General features: G+C 67.6%; 12 protein-coding genes. 7 read left to right on the forward strand and 5 right to left on the reverse strand.

Features of this window, described 5'->3' with window-relative positions; all coding sequences use genetic code 11:
- Positions 1–11 precede the first annotated feature (11 nt).
- The 5 genes from treS to AC07O3_RS00735 all read left to right on the forward strand — a co-directional run bounded on the left by treS (position 12) and on the right by AC07O3_RS00735 (position 13,362).
- Positions 12–3,344 (forward strand): maltose alpha-D-glucosyltransferase, encoded by a 3,333-nt coding sequence (treS, locus tag AC07O3_RS00715; protein WP_495338336.1) that lies wholly within the window; start codon positions 12–14, stop codon positions 3,342–3,344.
- A gap of 36 nt (positions 3,345–3,380) precedes the next feature.
- The gene (locus tag AC07O3_RS00720; protein ID WP_495338337.1) at positions 3,381–4,130 is read left to right on the forward strand and encodes a mechanosensitive ion channel family protein; all 750 of its coding nucleotides are present in this window, start codon (positions 3,381–3,383) and stop codon (positions 4,128–4,130) included.
- 20 nt (positions 4,131–4,150) lie between these two features.
- Positions 4,151–6,313, forward strand: a complete 2,163-nt coding sequence (glgX, locus tag AC07O3_RS00725) for a glycogen debranching protein GlgX (RefSeq protein WP_093176597.1) — start codon at positions 4,151–4,153, stop codon at positions 6,311–6,313.
- A gap of 61 nt (positions 6,314–6,374) precedes the next feature.
- Complete coding sequence (gene treZ, locus AC07O3_RS00730) at positions 6,375–8,213, forward strand: malto-oligosyltrehalose trehalohydrolase (protein ID WP_495338338.1); 1,839 nt, start codon at positions 6,375–6,377, stop codon at positions 8,211–8,213.
- Complete coding sequence (locus AC07O3_RS00735) at positions 8,203–13,362, forward strand: malto-oligosyltrehalose synthase (protein WP_495338339.1); 5,160 nt, start codon at positions 8,203–8,205, stop codon at positions 13,360–13,362. The genes treZ and AC07O3_RS00735 overlap by 11 nt, the downstream gene beginning before the upstream one ends.
- A gap of 77 nt (positions 13,363–13,439) precedes the next feature.
- On the opposite strand, the gene AC07O3_RS00740 is transcribed toward AC07O3_RS00735, so the two are convergent.
- On the reverse strand, positions 13,440–13,886 hold the full coding sequence (locus tag AC07O3_RS00740) for a hypothetical protein (protein WP_495338340.1): 447 nt from the start codon (positions 13,884–13,886) through the stop codon (positions 13,440–13,442).
- Between the two features lie 129 nt (positions 13,887–14,015).
- On the opposite strand from AC07O3_RS00740, the gene dusA reads away from it, so the two are divergent.
- Positions 14,016–15,017 carry a tRNA dihydrouridine(20/20a) synthase DusA gene (dusA, locus tag AC07O3_RS00745; protein WP_495338341.1) on the forward strand — a complete coding sequence of 334 codons (1,002 nt, stop codon included), beginning with the start codon at positions 14,016–14,018 and terminating at the stop codon, positions 15,015–15,017.
- 166 nt (positions 15,018–15,183) lie between these two features.
- Positions 15,184–15,963, forward strand: a complete 780-nt coding sequence (locus AC07O3_RS00750; RefSeq protein ID WP_093078044.1) for an IclR family transcriptional regulator — start codon at positions 15,184–15,186, stop codon at positions 15,961–15,963.
- Between the two features lie 20 nt (positions 15,964–15,983).
- Here AC07O3_RS00750 and AC07O3_RS00755 read toward each other — a convergent pair whose 3' ends face one another.
- The 4 genes from AC07O3_RS00755 to AC07O3_RS00770 are packed head-to-tail and all read right to left on the reverse strand — an operon-like array spanning position 15,984 to position 18,205.
- Positions 15,984–16,658, reverse strand: a complete 675-nt coding sequence (locus AC07O3_RS00755) for a winged helix-turn-helix domain-containing protein (RefSeq protein WP_495338342.1) — start codon at positions 16,656–16,658, stop codon at positions 15,984–15,986.
- Complete coding sequence (locus AC07O3_RS00760) at positions 16,655–16,813, reverse strand: hypothetical protein (protein WP_176928735.1); 159 nt, start codon at positions 16,811–16,813, stop codon at positions 16,655–16,657. Before AC07O3_RS00760 ends, AC07O3_RS00755 begins: the two co-directional genes overlap by 4 nt.
- Before the next feature lie 25 nt (positions 16,814–16,838).
- A complete protein-coding gene (locus AC07O3_RS00765) occupies positions 16,839–17,744 on the reverse strand; it encodes a DUF2145 domain-containing protein (protein WP_495338684.1) in 906 nt (301 codons plus the stop codon).
- Positions 17,744–18,205 (reverse strand): hypothetical protein, encoded by a 462-nt coding sequence (locus AC07O3_RS00770; RefSeq protein WP_495338343.1) that lies wholly within the window; start codon positions 18,203–18,205, stop codon positions 17,744–17,746. The genes AC07O3_RS00765 and AC07O3_RS00770 overlap by 1 nt, the downstream gene beginning before the upstream one ends.
- Positions 18,206–18,223 lie beyond the last annotated feature (18 nt).

The following is an 18,223-nucleotide window of genomic DNA, read 5'->3' on the forward strand; positions in this document are numbered from 1 at the left end:
GTCGCCTGCCCATGAACGCACCCGTCTCCCACATCGCACTAGAGACCGTCGAGATCGACACCAGCGACGATCCGCTGTGGTATCGCGACGCGGTGATCTACCAGCTCAACGTCAAGGCCTTCTTCGACTCCAACAACGACGGCATGGGCGACTTCAAGGGCGTTACCGCCAAGCTCGACTACGTGAAGGAGCTGGGCGTCAACACCATCTGGCTGATGCCGTTCTATCCCTCGCCGCTGCGCGACGACGGCTACGACATCTCCGGCTACGAAGATGTGCACCCGCAGTACGGCACGCTCGACGACTTCCGCGAGATGCTGGCCGAGGCGCACAAGCGGGGCCTGCGCGTGATCACCGAACTGGTCATCAACCACACATCGAACGAGCACCCGTGGTTCAAGGCCGCGCGTCTTGCGCCGCCCGGTTCGCCCGAGCGTGACTTCTATGTGTGGAGCGACACCGACCAGCTCTACCAGGGCACGCGGATCATCTTCACCGACACCGAGACCTCGAACTGGACCTGGGACCCGGTGGCCAAGCAGTACTTCTGGCACCGTTTCTTCAGCCACCAGCCCGACCTGAACTTCGACAACCCGAAGCTGATGGAGGCGATCCTGAAGACCATGCGCTTCTGGCTCGACATGGGCGTGGACGGCTTCCGGCTCGACGCCATTCCCTACCTGGTTGAGCGCGACGGCACCAGCAACGAGAACCTGCCCGAGACCCACGCGGTGATCAAGCAGCTGCGCGCGGCCATCGACGCCGAGTACAAGAACCGCTTTCTGCTGGCCGAAGCCAACATGTGGCCGGAGGACGTGCGCGAGTATTTCGGCGATGGCGACGAGTGCCACATGGCCTACCACTTCCCGTTGATGCCGCGCATGTACATGGCCATCGCGCAGGAAGACCGGCACCCCATCGTCGAGATCATGGCGCAGACGCCCGACATTCCCGAGGGCTGCCAGTGGGCCATCTTCCTGCGCAACCACGACGAGCTCACGCTCGAGATGGTGACCAGCAAGGAGCGCGACTACATGTACACCATGTACGCGGCCGACATGCGCGCGCGCATCAACCTGGGCATTCGTCGGCGCCTGGCGCCGCTGATGGAGAACGACCTCGACCGTGTGAAGCTCATGAACGGCATGCTGCTGTCGATGCCGGGCTCGCCCATCATCTACTACGGCGACGAGATCGGCATGGGCGACAACGTGTTCGTGGGCGACCGCAACGGCGTGCGCACGCCCATGCAATGGAGCCCCGACCGCAACGCCGGCTTCTCGCGCGCCGACCCGCAGCGCCTGTACCTGCAGCCGATCATGGACCCGATGTTCGGCTACGAGGCGCTCAACGTCGAGACGCAGGCGCGCGACAGCAGCTCGCTGCTGAACTGGACCAAGCGCATGCTCGCCGTACGCAAGACCAGCCATGCCTTCGGGCGCGGCAGGCGGCGCTTCCTGAAGCCGGGCAACCGAAAGATCCTGGCCTACCTGAGCGAGTACGACGGCGACGTGATCCTCACGGTGTTCAACCTGTCGCGCGCCGCGCAGCCGGTGGAACTCGACCTGTCGGAGTTCAAGGGCTTCGTGCCAATCGAGATGCTGGGCCGCGCGCCGTTCCCGCCCATCGGCGAGCTGCCATACCTGCTCACGCTGGCCTCGTACGGCTTCTACTGGTTCAAGCTCACGGCAGAGGCCGATGCGCCGAGCTGGCACGAGCAGGGCGTGGCGCTGCAGGAGTGGCCCACACTGGTGCTCTTCGACGGCTGGACCAGCTTCTTCCGCGACCGCGTGATGCCGTGGCGCATCGGCATGTCAGAGCGCATGCGCAACCAGTTCGAGCTGGAGACGCTGCCGCGCCACATCGAGATCCAGCGCTGGTACGCCTCCAAGGGCACAGCCATCCAACGCGCACGGCTGTTCGACCACGCCGTGTGGGACGTGAATGGCCTGAGCTGGATGCTGTCGCTGCTCGACCTCGAAGGCCCGGCCGGGGGCGCCACCTACTTCATGCCGCTTGCGCTGGCCTGGGAAGAGCGTGATGAGGAGCGCATGGCCGGCGTGGCGCAGGCCGCGCTCGCCAAGGTGCGGCAGCAGGCGCAGGTGGGCCTGATGGGCGATGCCTTCTACGACGAGGCCTTCTGTCGCGCGCTGGTGCGTGCCATTTCAAGCGGCACCGAGCTGCCGACGCTGAACGGCAAGCTGGTCTTCAGGCCGACGGCCGCCTTCGCGGAGATCGCCGCCGACATCGACATAGACGCGCTGCCCGTCGGCCGCCCGAGCGGCGTGAGCAGCAACACCGTGGTCACGCTGGACGAGACCCTGTTCCTCAAGGGCTACCGCCACGTGCGCGAAGGCATCAACCCCGAGCTGGAGATGGGCCGCTTCCTGACCGAGGTGGCGCGCTACCCGCACTGCGTGCCGGTGCTCGGCGCGCTCGAGTACATGACCAACGACGGGCGCACGATGACGCTCGCGATGGTGCAGAGCTACATGGCCAATCAGGGTGACGGCTGGGACTACACGCTCGGCTACCTCGAACGCTTCCTGCGCGATGTGGCCACCACCGACGGTGACATGCCCGACGTGTCCGCGGTGCACGGCGGTTTCCTCGCACTCATGGCCACGCTGGGGCGGCGCACTGCCGAGCTGCACCGCGCGCTCGCGATGCGCACCGGCTCGGCCGCCTTCGACCCCGAGCCGCTGGCCGCAGCCGACTTCGCCAGCTTCAAGACGCACGCGGCGAACGACGCCACGACCACGCTCGCGCTGTTGCGCGAACGGCTCGACCTGCTGCCGTCCACCGCGCAGGCCGATGCGCGCAACCTGCTGGAAGCGGCCGATGCGCTGCACGCCGGTATCCAGGCGCGCCATCCGGTGGAAGGCGGCGGCATCAAGAGCCGCTACCACGGCGACTACCACCTGGGCCAGGTGCTGGTGAAGGACAACGACTTCGTCATCATCGACTTCGAGGGCGAGCCTGCCCGCAGCTTCGAGGAGCGCCGCGCCAAGAGCTCGCCCCTGCGCGACGTGGCGAGCATGCTGCGTTCGTTCAACTACGCCCGCTGGTCGGCGCTGCGCCGCGTGGCCCAGAGCACTGACGAAGCCGAGCGGCTGGCCGCGCCGGCCATCGCCTGGGAGCGGGCGACGCGCGCCGCCTTCCTGTCCGGCTACGGCGCCACATTGGCGCCGCCCGACGGCGCGCCGCTCGATGCCGAACTGCTCTCGCTGTTCGAGCTCGACAAGGCCCTCTACGAGCTGCGCTACGAACTCGGCAACCGCATCGAATGGGCGCAGGTTCCGCTGCACGGCGTGCTCGCGCTGATCCAGCCGGCCCGCGCCTGACACCACCGACGCCACCCCTTCACCGGAAGACACACCATGGAAAATTTCGGCATTCACCTGGAGCCGCTGCGCGCCATCCTCTACCAGGTCGGCGCCTTCATTCCGCGCCTGCTGATCGGGCTGGTGGTGGTATTCGTCGGTTGGCTGGTCGCCAAGGCGGCCCGCTTCGCGGTGACGAAGGCGCTGCGCGCCATCAACTTCAACGTGCTCACCGAACGCGCCGGGCTCGACAACTTCCTGCGCCAGGGCGGGCTGGCGGGGGACACCAGCAGCCTGTTCGGCATCCTGACGTACTGGCTGGTGATCCTGGCTTCGCTGCTCATTGCCTTCAACGGCATGGGGCTGAGCTACATCGCCGATCTGCTGGGCCGCATCGTCTGGTTCGTGCCGAACGTGTTCGTGGCGCTGCTGGTGCTGGCCTTCGGCTCCTACTTCGCGCGCTTCGTGGGCGAAGCGGTGGGCAGCTACTTCCGCGGCGTGAAGATGCAGGACGCGGTGCTCTTCGGCAAGGTTGCGCAGTACGCGGTGATGGCCTTCGTGATTCTCATCGCGCTCGACCAGATCAAGGTGGGCGGCGACATCGTGCGCGAGAGCTTCCTCGTGATTCTGGCGGGCGTGGTTTTTGCGTTGGCCCTGGCATTCGGGCTGGCCGGCAAGGATTGGGCAAAGGCCCAGATCGAGCGCTGGTGGCCGCGGCAGATCAAGGACACCAAGGCACCGCCGAGCGTGACCACCGTCGGCAGCAGCAGTCCCACGCGTTTCGACAACGACCGTCCACCCCGCTGAACCCCGCTGAACGCACCCGAATGACACGAAAAACCAATCCGACGATCAGCGCCGTGTGGCCCGGCCGGCCCTATCCCCGTGGTGCGACCTGGGACGGGGAGGGCGTCAACTTCGCCTTGTTCTCGCAGCACTCGGACAAGGTCGAGCTGTGCCTGTTCGACGAGCGCGGCCGCCAGGAGCTGCAGCGCATCCTGATGCGCGAGCGCACGGACGGCGTATGGCACTGCTACCTGCCCGAGGCGCGCCCCGGGCAGGCCTACGGCTACCGCGTGCATGGGCCCTACAAGCCCGAGGAGGGGCATCGCTTCAACGCCCACAAGCTGCTTGTCGACCCGTACGCCAAGGACCTGGTGGGCGACCTGCGCTGGGGCGATGCGCTCTACGGCTACACCGTGGGCAGCAAGCGCGAAGACCTCTCCTTCGACCGACGCGACAGCGCACCGCTGATGCCCAAGGGCCGCGTGCTCGAAACCGCCTTCACCTGGGGCGACGACCGCCGTCCCTCGGTGCCGTGGCAGGACATGGTGATCTACGAGATGCACGTGCGCGGCTTCACCATGACGCACCCCGACGTTCCACCCGGGCTGCGCGGCACCTATGCCGCACTCGGCTGCGCGCCGGTGGTCGACTACCTCAAGCGCCTGGGCGTGACCACGGTCGAGCTGCTGCCCGTGCACAGCTTCCTCAACGACCGGCACCTGGCCGAGAAGGGCCTGCAGAACTACTGGGGCTACAACACGCTGGCCTACTTTGCTCCCGAGATGCGCTACAGCGCCTCGGGCAAGGTGAAGGAGTTCAAGACCATGGTGAAGACGCTGCACTCGGCGGGCATCGAGGTGATCCTCGACGTGGTCTACAACCACACCTGCGAAGGCAACCAGCTCGGGCCCACGCTGTCGATGCGCGGCGTGGACAACGCCTCGTACTACATCGCCAACGCCGAGAACCGCCGCTACTACGACGACTTCACGGGCTGCGGCAACACCGTGAACCTGGAGCATCCGCACGCGCTGCAGCTGGTGATGGACTCGCTGCGCTACTGGGCCGAGGAGATGCATGTCGACGGCTTCCGCTTCGACCTGGCCTCAGCGCTGGCACGCGAGGCCGGCAAGGTCGAGAACCTCGGCGGCTTCTTCGATGCGATCCGCCAGGACCCGACGCTCAACCGCGTGAAGCTCATCGCCGAGCCCTGGGACCTGGGCCACGGCGGCTATCAGGTCGGCAACTTTCCGCTGGGCTGGGCCGAGTGGAACGACCAGTACCGCGACGGCCTGCGCGGCTTCTGGAAAGGCGACGGCGGGCTCATTGGCGAAGTGGCCAAGCGCGTCACCGGTTCCGAGGACCTGTACGGCTGGTCGGGCAAGCGGCCCAGCGCCAGCATCAACTTCATCACCGCGCACGACGGCTTCACGCTGCACGACCTGGTCTCCTACAACGACAAGCACAACGAAGCCAACGGCGAGGACAACCGCGACGGCAACAGCCACAACGTCTCATGGAACTGCGGTGTCGAGGGCCCCACCGACGACCCCGAAGTGGTGGCGCTGCGCGAACGCCAGAAGCGCAACCTGCTGGCCACGCTGCTGCTGTCGCAGGGCGTTCCGATGCTGCTTGCGGGCGACGAGCGCGGCCACACGCAGCAGGGCAACAACAACGTCTACTGCCAGGACAACGAGCTCGGCTGGATCGACTGGACCTCCACGCCCGAGCGGCTGGCGCTCGCGACTTTCGTCGAGCGCATGGTGGCGCTGCGCCGTGCGCATCCTTCGTTCCGGCGCCGCACCTTCTTCGCCGGCAGGCCCGCAGAAGGCGAGACCGTGACCGACGTTCACTGGCTCAAGCCCGACGGGCAGGAGATGCGGCCGGAAGACTGGAACGACGCCAACGCACGCTGCATTGCGATGTACATCCCCGGTGGCGGCATTGCCGACCGCGGGCCGCGCGGCGAGGTGCAGCACGACGACGACTTTCTCGTGCTGCTCAATGCGCACCACGACGAGATCGCCTTCACGCTGCCGCCGATGCCGCACGGCGCGTGGCGTTTGCTGGTCGATACGGCCAGCAGCACACCGCCGCTCGCCACCGAGGACGCAGCCGCGCTCGCCCCGGCATGGGCGCAGCCCAGCTATCCCCTGCAATGCCGCTCGCTCGTTGTGCTGAGCCGGCCGGATGTGCGGCCATGAGCGCAGCGCCGGGCCGCCCCAAGCAAGCTCGCACCGCAGTGCGAAGCACGGAGGTTCGCCAATGAGCGCTCATACACATCGCATGCCGTTCGGCGCCACGGTGCATGCCGATGGCGCGGACTTCGCGCTCTGGGCTCCGTCGGCGGAAATCGTCATGCTCGAACACCACGCGGTGGCTGGCGAAACCTCGTCGCAGCCGATGACGCGCGACGGCAAGGGCTGGCATCGCCTGGCCGTGCCCGGGGTGGGGCATGGCGACAGCTACCGCTACCGGCTGCCCGACGGCACGCGCGTGCCCGACCCGGCGTCGCGCTTCAACCCCGAGGACGTGCACGGCCCGAGCGTGGTCATCGACCCGCAGCGCTTCGAGTGGACCGACGGCGCATGGCGCGGCCGCCCGTGGGAAGAGGCGGTGGTCTACGAGCTGCACGTCGGCACCTTCACCGAAGAGGGGAGCTTCAGCGCCGCGCGCGAACGGCTGGGCGAACTTGCCGAGCTCGGCATCACCGCCATCGAACTCATGCCGCTCGCAGACTTTCCGGGGCAGCGCAACTGGGGCTACGACGGCGTGCTGCCGTTTGCGCCCGACGCCTCGTACGGCGCGCCCGACGAACTCAAGGCGCTGGTCGACACGGCGCATTCGCTGGGGCTGATGGTGCTGATCGACGTGGTCTACAACCACTTCGGGCCGGAAGGCAACTACCTGCATGCGTACTGCCCCGAGTTCTTCAACCCCGGACACCAGACGCCGTGGGGCGCTGCGATCAACTTCGACGGGCCCGGCTCGCGCACGGTGCGCGACTTTTTCATTCACAACGCGCTCTACTGGGTGGAGGAGTTCCGCTTCGACGGCCTGCGCATGGATGCGATTCATGCCATTCACGACGAGACGCGGCCGCACATCGTGAACGAGATCCGCGAGGCGCTCGATGCCGGGCCAGCCCGCGAGCGCCATGTTCACCTGGTGCTGGAGAACGACGCCAACCAGGCCTCGATGCTGATGCGCGACGGCCGCGGCATGCCCGTGGCCGGCACGGCGCAGTGGAACGACGACCTGCACCACGCGGTGCACGTGCTGGCCACCGGCGAGCGCGATGGCTACTACGCCGACTATGCCGACGACCCGGTGTGCCGCTTCGCTTGCGCGCTGGCCGAGGGCTTCATCTACCAGGGGCAGCCGTCGGCTTTCAGGCATGGCGAGCGGCGCGGCGAGCCGAGCACGCGCTTGCCGCCGCAGGCGTTCGTGTCCTTCCTGCAGACGCACGACCAGGTCGGCAACCGCGCCTTCGGCGAGCGCATTCACGCGCTCGGCGATCCGGTGCTGGTGCGCGCGGCGCTGGCCTGCCTGCTGCTGTCGCCGCACGTGCCGATGCTGTTCATGGGCGACGAGTTCGCGGCCTCCACGCCTTTCCAGTATTTTTGCGACTTCGGGCCGGAGCTTGCAGCGGCGGTGTCCGAAGGGCGGCGCGCGGAGTTCGGCGGGTTCGCGATGTTCGCGGACGAAGCAGCTCGCGCGCGCATTCCGGACCCGAATGACGAGGCGACCTTCCTGGCTTCGAAGCTGCGCTGGCGCGAGCGCGGGACGCGCGCGCATTTTTCGAGGCTCAGCGAGGTGCAGCAGCTGCTGGACCTGCGTCATCGCCTGATCGTGCCGCGGCTCGCCGGCATGGCGGGCGCGGGTGTCTACCGGTGCGAGAACGACATGCTCCAGGTGCAGTGGGACATGGCGTCGGCGCGCTTGCATCTGCTCGCTCATTTCGGCGCGCAGCCTGTGGAGGGCGCTACGGCGCCGCCCGGCGAGGTGGTCTACAGCGACGGGGCGACGACCGACCGCGAAGGCGCGTTGCACCTGGCGCGCGGCGCAGTGCGCGTGACGCTGGAAGCGCTGCATGGCGGATGAAGCAGGCCACGGCCCTGTGACGGGCGATCTCGAGCGGCTGTGCGCGCACTTCGGCATCGCCACCGGTTATTTCGATGCCTTCGGCGCGCGGCGCGAGGCTTCCGCTGAAAGCCTGATCGCGCTGCTGGCCGAGTTCGGCGTGCGGCTCGATGGCGCGGCCGACGCGGGGCGCGCATTGGAGGCCGCACACCGCTCGCGCTGGGCGCAGGCGCTGCCGCCGGTGCGAGTCGTGCAGGCCGGCAGCGCTGCGTGGTCGGTGACGTTGCGGCTGCCGGCGTCCGTGCGGCGGCTGCGCTGGCAGCTCGGTGACGAGCAGGGGCGTGAACTGCAAGGCGAGGCCGATGCCGAGGCGTTGCCCGAGACCGGCCGTATCGACATCGACGGCATTTGCCTGTGCGAGCGCGTTCTGCAGATGCCGCTGGCGCTCGAAGCCGGCTATCACCGGTTGCGCGTCGAGGGCCTGCGTGGCGAGACGCTGGTTCTTGCAACGCCCGGCCGCTGCTACCGGCCGCCCGCAGTGCGCGATGGCGGTCGCGTCTGGGGCACGGCAGTGCAGCTCTACAGCTTGCGCTCGCCACGGAACTGGGGCATCGGCGACTTCAGCGATCTGGAAGCACTCGCCGTGCGCATGGCGGCGCAGGGCGCGGACATCATCGGCCTGAACCCACTACACGCGCTGTTCGCGAGCACGCCGTCGAATGCGAGCCCGTACAGCCCGTCGTCGCGCCAGCAGCTCAACGTGCTCTACATCGACGTGGAAGCGGTGGATGGCTTTGCAGACTGCGACCCGGCCCGCGAGCGGGTGCATTCGCCCGACTTCCAGGCGCGGCTCGCCGCGCTGCGTGCAACGCAGCTGGTGGATTACGCGGGAGTGGCCGCGGCGAAGTTCGAAGTGCTCGAAATGCTCTTCGGCCACTTCTGCGCGCGGCACCTGCCTCCGGAGGGTGCGCCCGACGAGGCGGGCAGGGAGTTTCTGGCCTTCGTCGCGGAGCGCGGCGAAGCGTTGCGGCAGCACGCTCTTTTCGAAGCACTGCAGGCGCACTTTCTTGCAACAGAAGGCGGCGCGTGGGACTGGCATGCATGGCCGGTCGCCTACAGGAATCCGGATTCCGCCGAGGTGACCGCATTCGCCGTGGCGCACGCGCAGCGCGTGCAGTTCCACCAGTACCTCCAGTGGCTGGCCACCCGGCAACTGGCACGGGCGGCCGCGCGCTGCGATGCGCTCGGCATGGGTGTGGGCCTGTACGTGGACCTGGCGGTGTCGGTCGACCGCGCCGGCTCCGACACCTGGGGCGCGCAGCAGGTGTTTGCGGAAGGCGCCAGCGTTGGCGCGCCCCCGGACGAGTTCAACCCCGCCGGGCAAGGCTGGGGCCTGCCGCCGCTGCGCCCTGACCGCCTGCGCACCGATGGCTATCGCTTCTTCATCGAAACGCTGCGCGCGGGCATGCGCGGCGCCGGTGCGCTGCGCATCGACCACGTGATGGGCCTCATGCGCCTGTTCTGGATTCCGCAGGGCCGCGGTGCGCGCGAGGGTGCGTACGTCTACTACCCGCTCGACGAGATGCTCGCCATCGTGGCGATCGAGAGCCACCGCCATCGCTGCATGGTCGTGGGCGAGGATCTCGGCACGGTCGAAGATGCGGTGCGCGATGCGCTGGCGCAGGCCGACGTGCTGTCTTACCGGCTGCTGTACTTCGAGAAGCAGCGCGACGGCCGTTTCACGCAGCCCGCGGCCTATCCGCCGGCTGCCCTGGTCGCGATCAGCACGCACGACCTCGCGACCTTCGCGGGCTGGTGGACGGCCGACGACCTGCGCGAGCGGCTCGCGCTGGGCCTGTTTCCCGATCCGGCGATCTTCGACAAGCAGCTGATGGACCGGGCGCAGGAGCGCATCGAGTTGATGCAGGCCTTGCAGCAGGCGGGCCTGGTGTCGCGCGAGGAAGTGGCGCAGGCGGCCGGGCTCGCAATGCCGTCCGCGCGCATCGTGGAAGCGGCGCACGCCTTTCTGGCGGCTGCACCGTCGGCGCTGATGATGGTGCAGCTGGAGGACGTGGCGGGAGTGGTGGCGCAGGCCAACATGCCCGGCACGGTGGACGAGCATCCGAACTGGCGGCGCAAGCTGCCCGAGCCGGTGGCGGCGCTGGCCGGCGGCGAGCGCATGCGCGGGCTGAGCGAGGCCCTGCGTGCGGCGCGGCCGCGCCAGGTGGAATCGGCCGGGCGGAGTGCATCGCCGGGTCTGACGACTCGCGTGCCTCGCGCCACCTACCGGCTGCAGTTCCACAAGGACTTCGGCTTCGACGACGCGATCCGGGTGCTGCCGTATCTCGCGAAGCTCGGCGTGAGCCATGTGTACTGCTCGCCGATCCAGCGCGCCCGCGCGGGCAGCATGCACGGCTACGACGTGGTGGCGCATGCGGAGATCAACCCCGAACTCGGTGGCGAAGAAGGCTTTGCGCGCTTCGTCGCGGCGCTGAAGGCCAACGGCCTCGGGCAGCTGCTGGACATGGTGCCCAACCACATGGGCGTGTTCGGCGCCGACAACGCGTGGTGGATGGACGTGCTGGAGAACGGACCCGCGTCGCTGTTCGCGCAGCACTTCGACATCGACTGGCAGCCACTCAACGTCGAGCTGACCGGCAAGGTGCTGCTGCCCGTGCTGGGCGTGCACTACGGCGAGGCGCTGGAGAACGGCGAATTGATCCTGCGCTTCGAGGACGCGAGCGGCAGCTTTGCCATCGGCTACTACGACCACCGGTTTCCGCTGGCGCCCGAGAGCTATCCCATGGTGCTCGAACGGGCGCTGGCGCGGCTGGGCGATGCAGCGGCGTCGGGGCGGCTGGCGAGCCTGTCGACGGCTTTCGGTCATCTGCCGGGGCGCGGCACGGCCTCTGCGCAGGAGCAGGCAGAACGCGTGCGCGACAAGGAATTGCTCAAGGCCCGGCTGGCGCGGCTTGCGCTGCGCCACCCCGCGGTGGCGCAGGCGCTCGTGGCGTCGGTGGCGGAACTGAACCTCGCATTGCCGGAAGCGCGCGACGTACTGCACAAGCTCATCGAGTTGCAGGCGTACCGGCTCGCGCACTGGCGGGTGGCGGCGGACGAGATCAACTACCGGCGCTTCTTCGACATCAACGATCTCGCGGCCGTGCGCATGGAGCGCGAGGAGGTGTTCGAGGCCACGCAGTCTTTTGCGCTGGACCTTGCCGCATCCGGCGTGGTGGACGGCCTGCGCATCGACCACCCCGACGGGCTCTACGACCCGGCCGAGTACTTCCGCAAACTGCAGGAAGGCTATGCGCGACGCGCCGGACTGGTGCTGCCCACGCACGACGCGCAGGGGCGGCCCGCGCGGCCCCTGTACGTGGTGGCCGAGAAGATCGCCGGCGCGCACGAGGAAGTACCCGAGAGCTGGCATGTGCACGGCACCACCGGCTATCGCTTTGCGAACGTGGCAAACGGCGTGCTGGTCGACACCGCGGCAGAGGCGAGCGTGGTGCACGCGTGGCAGCGCTTCACCGGCGAGATGGAAGACTTCGCCTCGGTGTCGCGTGCCGGCCGGCGCGAGGTGATGCGCAATGCGCTCGCGTCGGAGCTGAACGTGCTGTCGACCGAACTGCTGCGCATCGCAAGGGCCCACCGCAGCACGCGCGACTACACGCTCAATGCGCTGCGCCGCGCGCTGGCGGATGTCGGTGCGTGCATGCCGGTCTACCGGACCTATATCGTCGAACGGCCGTCGGAACAGGACGGGCGCTTCATCGACGAGGCCGTCGACGAAGCCGCCCGGCAGAGCGGGGATGCCGACCGGTCGATCTTCGATTTCGTGCGGTGTGCGCTGCGGGGGGAGGCGGTTGCCTCCGCTTCGCCGGCGCTGGGCGAACGGGTGCGCCGCTTCGCGCTGCGCTTCCAGCAGTTCAGCGCGCCAGTGGCGGCGAAGGGCGTGGAAGACACGGCTTTCTACCGCTACTTTCCGCTCAGCTCGCTCAACGAGGTGGGCGGCGAACCGGACCTGTTCGGCATCGAGGTCGACGCATTCCACGCGGCGAGCGCCGACCGCGCGCTGCGCTGGCCCCACACCATGCTGGCGACTTCGACGCACGACAACAAGCGGTCGGAAGACGTTCGCAACCGGATCGACGTGCTGTCCGAAATGCCCAACGAGTGGGTGCTGGCGCTGACGCGCTGGCATGGCCTGTGCCGCGGCACGCGGAAGAAGCTGGCCGGCGGCGAGGCGCCGTCGCGTGCCGACGAATACCTGCTGTACCAGACGCTGCTCGGCACCCTGCCTCTGGGTGGGCTCGACGCCGGCACCGCGCCGGGCTATAGCGACCGCATCTGGCAATACATGCAGAAGGCCGCCCGCGAGGCCAAGCTGCGCACGAGATGGTCCCAGCCCGATGCGGACTACGAGGCCGCGCTCGAGCGTTTCGTGCGCGAGCTGCTGGCCGATCCGGAAAAGGGCGCGTGCCTTGCGGACATCCAGCGGCTGGCTGACACGCTGTCATGGTTCGGTGCATGGAACAGCCTCACGCTCACGCTGCTGAAATACGGCTCGCCCGGTGTGCCCGATCTCTACCAGGGCAGCGAGCTCCTCGAGCTGAGCCTGGTCGATCCGGACAACCGGCGCCCGGTGGACTACGCCCTGCGCCAGCGGCGGCTGGCCGCGCTGCGGGCAATGGTTGGCCAGGAAGGGAATGGCCTGGCAGCGCGGGTGCGTTCGATGGTCGAGGCGCCGCATGACGGCCGCGCCAAGCTCTGGTTCATCTGGCGCCTGCTGTCGTTGCGGCGGGAGCAGCCTTTGCTGTTCAGCGAAGGAAGCTACGAGCCGCTGGCGGTCGAGGGGCCGCTGTCGAGGCACGTCGTGGCCTTTGCGCGCAGGCATGAGGATCAGGTGCTCGTGGTTGTGGCGGGGCGGTTGTTCGTCGATCTCTCGCGCCGCAGCGCGGATGAGGATGCGATTCCGGCGCTTCCTGAGGCGACGAGATGGAAGGGCACGACGGTGTGTCTTCCCGCAGGCGTTCGCTCAGTGATGCTCGAGAACCTGCTGACTGGAGAGTCGCTGTCGGTCGGGGAGGGGGCTATTCGCCTGGACGACGCACTGCGATGGATGCCCTGGGCCGTCTTCAGCGGTACAGCGCCTCGGGAGAAATAAGCATGATCTGCACCTGCTGCGCGGCGTCGATGACACGAGCGACCGGCTCCCAGACGCTCGCATAGTCCGGCAAGGCGTCAGGCGCGAAGCTCGTGTGCGGCCAGTCGGAGCCCCAGGTCTGTGATCCGGGACCAATGCTCCGGCCGCGCGTACCACTGCACATGCCATCCCACCGGCTGGATGCGCGGGGGCAAGTGCATGAAAGTGCGCGTCGATGTCCCGGTTATTGCCAACCGGCGATACAAGGTTGAATCGCACGCCTCGCACGCCGCGGGAATGCATCGATGCCATTGCGCGTCGGTCGTGCCGGACTCCAGCACTGCCACGCCCCGATGCCGGCCGTTGCCCTGACGCAGGGCTTCGAGCATCACCGTGTTGTCGTAGTCGTAGACGCTGGATTGCAGCAGCACGAGGTGCGCGACACCATGGTGCTCGGCCAGCTGCTCGATGTTTGTCAGCGGCCGGTCCACCGGCCGGTAGTGGCCAGGCACGACCGGAGCTTGCGCGTCGGAGACATTGCGCACGAATCCCCTGAATCGTTGCCGCGTGAGAAACTACCGGCTTGATGTAGCCGATGCCCGTGCAGATGCTGACAGGACCGGCGAGCGAGGTCGGATCCTTGGTCTTCGAACGGTTGGCGGGGTTCCAAGTGTATGAGTGACAACGCTAAGCCATTGAATTTAAAAGAGAAAACCATATCGGTTGCCCCGATGATGGATTGGACGGACCGCCATTGCCGGTACTTCCATCGTCTGCTGTCGCGCCACGCGCTGCTCTACACCGAGATGGTGACGACCGGCGCGCTGGTGCATGGCGACGTGCCCCGTCACCTTCGCTTCAACGCTGAAGAGTATCCGGTGGCACTGCAGCTAGGCGGCAGCGAACCGGCTGACCTTGCGCACTGCGCGAAGCTCGGCGAAGAGTGGGGCTACGACGAGATCAACCTCAATTGCGGCTGCCCGAGCGAGCGCGTGCAGCGCGGCGCGTTCGGTGCCTGCCTGATGAACGAGCCGCAACTGGTGGCCGACTGCGTGAAAGCGATGGTCGACGTGGTGAGCGTGCCCGTCACGGTCAAGCATCGCATCGGCATCGACAAGATCGAGAGCTATGAATTCGTGCGCGACTTCGTCGGCCAGGTGAGCGAGGCTGGCTGCCAGACTTTCATCGTGCATGCGCGCAATGCGTGGCTGCAGGGCCTGAGCCCGAAGCAGAACCGCGAGATTCCGCCGCTGCGCTACGAACTGGTGCACCGGCTGAAGCACGAGTTTCCGGCGCTGTGCTTTTCCATCAACGGCGGCATTTCGATCAATGCACAGGTGCATGAACACCTGCGTCTGCTCGACGGCGTGATGGTCGGGCGCGAGGCGTATCACAACCCCTGGTGGCTGGCCGAATGGGACGCCGAGTTCTTCGGCGCCGAAGCACAGCCGCTGACGCGCGAAAAGGTCGAGTCGCTGATGTGCGACTACATGGCCCGCGAGGCGGCCGAGCACGGCACGCAGTGGTGGTCGATCGCGCGGCACATGCTGGGCCTGCGCAACGGCCTGCCGGGCGCGCGCCGCTGGCGCCAGGTCTGGAGCGATCACCGGCTCAAGACGCTGCCTGCGCACGAGGTGATGGCGATGGCGCGCGAGCCTGTCGCGCAAGCCGCCTGAGCCCGAGGCGCATCGAGCGCTTTTCTCCCGGGGAGCGGGCCTGTCACGGCCCGCAGATTTTCAGTTGAAACGTTGTTCCAAAAAACGCTACTTCACGATAAGTGGCGCGTCAACCGTTTTTTGCTGAAAAATGAGGAGCATCAGGGACATAAAAAGGTTTGGATACATGAATGACGCGATTGGCGGCAAAGAAGAAGTAAGTGCGCTCGCCAGGGGTCTGGCTCTCCTCAGGGTCATCGGCATGGCATCGGCACCGATAGGCAATCGCGAACTGGCAGACACCACGGGCATCCCCAAGGCCACGGTGTCGCGGCTCACCGCCACGCTGGTGAGTGCGGGGTATTTGCGACAGTCGCAGGACAGCGAGCGCTTCAGCCTCGGCCCGGCGCTGCTGGACATGAGCAGCCGCTACCTGCGCCATTTCGACCTGCGCACGGTGGCGCGGCCGCACCTTGCGGCGCTGTCGGAGTCGGCCGGCGTGAGCGTGCACATGGGCGTGCGCGACGAGCTCGACATGCTCGTCATCGATTCGCTGCGGCCGCGTTCCGTGGTCATCAGCTCGCGCATCGAGGTGGGCACGCGCATGGCCATCGCCACCTCGGCCGCCGGGCGCGCCTACCTGGCGGCGCTGCCCGCGCCGGAAAAAGCCGAACTGCTGGAGCAGATCCGGACCGAAAGCGGGGAAAGCTGGAGCGCCATCGAGGCTGGCCTGATGGCCAGCCTCGACGAGTACGACCGGCTGGGCTACTGCGGCTCTTTTGGTGAATGGAATCCGCACATCCACGCCATCGGCTTCGCACTGGAGGGCCCGCGCGGCGAGCGCTACTCCGTGAGCTGCGGCGGCCCCGCCTATCTTCTGCCCAAGGACACGATGGTTGTGCGCATCGCGCCGCTGCTGCTGGAGACGGCGCAGCGTCTCGTCGGGGAAACCGGTACGTCGACCTAGAACTGGGGGCCGTCCAGCCCCTAGTGATCGTTGCGCAGCGCCAGCACGTACCCCTCGCCGCGCACGGTATGGAGCAGCTTCAGGTCGAACGGATCGTCCAGTTTCTGGCGAAGCCTGAGGATGCCGACCGTGACCATGTTGTCCCGCTTGCCGGTGCTTGATCCCCACGCGGCCTTGATCAGCTCGGCGCGCGACAGCACCTGGCCCCTGCGTGCCATCAGCGCGTCCAGAAGCTCGAACAGCGTGGCACTGAGGCCGAGATCCACGCCTTGACGAAACGCCTTGCCGCTCGCGCGATCGATGGCCAGGTCCGCCAGCCGCAGGACGGCCGCCTCCGGACCATGACCGCCTGACGCCAGCGCCCAGGCGCGCGCCACCAGATCGGCGGGCGCACAAGGCTTGACCAGGTACTCGGTCGCGCCCTGCGCCAGTCCTTCGAGACGGTCGGCCACCTGGTCTCGTTGCGTCAGCACCAGCAGCGGGGCACTGCTGTTGCGGCGAACGGAGCGTATCGCCACGTGCGCGGCGGCCGGTTGCGCGGCGTCAAGAAGAATCAGTGCGTACGGCTTGCCTGTGAAGAGCCACGCGTCGGCATCGCGGGAGTCGATCACGTCGACTGCCAGGCCACATCGTCCGAGCACGCCGCCAAGTTCGTCGCGCGTTCCGCTTCCGGATCTGAGAAGCAGGACGTTCATGGGGTGGAGCCCTTTGCCGGTGTCGAAGCCAGCGCGGCTGGAGCATTCGGGGACATGTCGGGTTGCCTGTGCGCGCAACCGTCCATCAGAAAGACGCCGACCACCATCGCGAGCACGGCGGCGTGGGCAACTGCAAAGCTGGAGAGGTACTTCATTTGCTGTCGTTTGCCCTTGAGTGTTTCAGTCGAGAAGGACGACGCGATCGCCGCCGGTGGGTTGGCAGCCGTCGAAGACGGGTTCCCAGCCGCGGTGCACCACGACCTGCCTGCTGTCGTGGCACAGCTCGATGCGCTCGCTTGCGGGGCGTTGTTCGCGCACGAAGGCTTCCACGGTCGAGGGCAGGCTGACGCGCAGCTTCAGTGCATAGATGTCGTCCTGCGGGTGGTCGTCCAGGTGCAGCAGCGGCACGAAGCTCGACGCGAAGACGAGCGCATGCGAGCCGACATCGACCGGCTCGGGCTTGTAGGGCGCCTCGCGCAACCATTGCTGGGCGCGCTCGCGCAGGTCGTCTCCGTCGGGCAACTCGCCCCACGCCACGGCGAGCAGTTCCATCACCCACTGGTTGCAGTTCTGGTAGCGCAGGCTGAACGGATAGGCATTGGCGCTGTAGCGCGCAGCCAGCAGATGCAGGGCGCGCGGCGTGTCGAGCGCCGCGCCGCGCAGCGCCTGTGCCGCTTCGGAGGGCAGGGCAACGATGGAGACGTAGCCCAGCGCAGAGTCGTCGATGCCCATGACGAAACCGGCCAGGCCCTGGTCGTAGAGGCGCGGGTGTCCTTCGTCGCAGGCGTAGTACAGCTGCCGCGCGGACCATGTGCCGTCCGCGGCTTTCCAGGCGATGGCGGCGTGGGAGTAGCGGATGTGAAAGCGCGAGAGATCGAGTCCGGAGCGGCTGATCAGCACGGCGTCGCTGCCTGTGTTCGAAAGCGCTTCCTGCACGACGGCGGTGAAGCGCAGCAAGCGATCCTGCTGGCTTGCGGTGAGCGGTTTCGCGCGATCGCAGAACTGCGACGACGCCGCGTGCACAACGCCACCCGCCAAGGCGAGGAAGGCCGAGAGCCCCAGCAGCAACAGACGGCGGGCGACGATCAAAGGTTCACGGGGCGCGCGGCGAGCCCCCCGTACCAGTCGTCGGCGAGCACGAGGTAGAACGCCTCGCGCGTGTCGCCACGTGCGAAGGCGGTGCCGTAGGTGCGCTGTTGCGCGTGCACGAGGTCGCCGAGGCCCAGGCGCTCCTTCGCGAAAGTGGCTTGCGGCAGTTCGAGCACGATGCGCTGCTGCGCGTCGCTGTCGCTCTGCATCGCGACGCGCGTGAAGCCCTCGCGACCGGTGGCTTGCGCGACTTCGGTGATGCGGTAGTCGCCTTCGGCCACCTTGTCTCCGTCGAACGAACTCTTGCTCGAACCGCGCAGCGATGCCGACACGCTGCCGCTCGATGCGGAGCCGGCGCTGGAGGCCACGGACGACGTGAAGCTGTCGGCCTGTGCATTGAAGGCCGTGGCGAGTACGGCTGTGATACCCGCGAGGCGGAAGAAATGAAGGAAGGTCATGGAATGCTCCGGCTGTGT

Source organism: Variovorax sp. GW821-FHT09D05 (genome assembly GCF_059416325.1).

What these genes read in the sequence shown, in the direction of transcription:
- treS (WP_495338336.1), top strand. Translation starts at nt 12, where the DNA reads ATGAACGCACCCGTCTCCCACATCGCACTAGAGACCGTCGAGATCGAC.
- AC07O3_RS00720 (WP_495338337.1), top strand. Translation starts at nt 3,381, where the DNA reads ATGGAAAATTTCGGCATTCACCTGGAGCCGCTGCGCGCCATCCTCTAC.
- glgX (WP_093176597.1), top strand. Translation starts at nt 4,151, where the DNA reads ATGACACGAAAAACCAATCCGACGATCAGCGCCGTGTGGCCCGGCCGG.
- treZ (WP_495338338.1), top strand. Translation starts at nt 6,375, where the DNA reads ATGAGCGCTCATACACATCGCATGCCGTTCGGCGCCACGGTGCATGCC.
- AC07O3_RS00735 (WP_495338339.1), top strand. Translation starts at nt 8,203, where the DNA reads ATGGCGGATGAAGCAGGCCACGGCCCTGTGACGGGCGATCTCGAGCGG.
- dusA (WP_495338341.1), top strand. Translation starts at nt 14,016, where the DNA reads ATGAGTGACAACGCTAAGCCATTGAATTTAAAAGAGAAAACCATATCG.
- AC07O3_RS00750 (WP_093078044.1), top strand. Translation starts at nt 15,184, where the DNA reads ATGAATGACGCGATTGGCGGCAAAGAAGAAGTAAGTGCGCTCGCCAGG.
- AC07O3_RS00755 (WP_495338342.1), bottom strand. Translation starts at nt 16,658, where the DNA reads ATGAACGTCCTGCTTCTCAGATCCGGAAGCGGAACGCGCGACGAACTT.
- AC07O3_RS00760 (WP_176928735.1), bottom strand. Translation starts at nt 16,813, where the DNA reads ATGAAGTACCTCTCCAGCTTTGCAGTTGCCCACGCCGCCGTGCTCGCG.
- AC07O3_RS00770 (WP_495338343.1), bottom strand. Translation starts at nt 18,205, where the DNA reads ATGACCTTCCTTCATTTCTTCCGCCTCGCGGGTATCACAGCCGTACTC.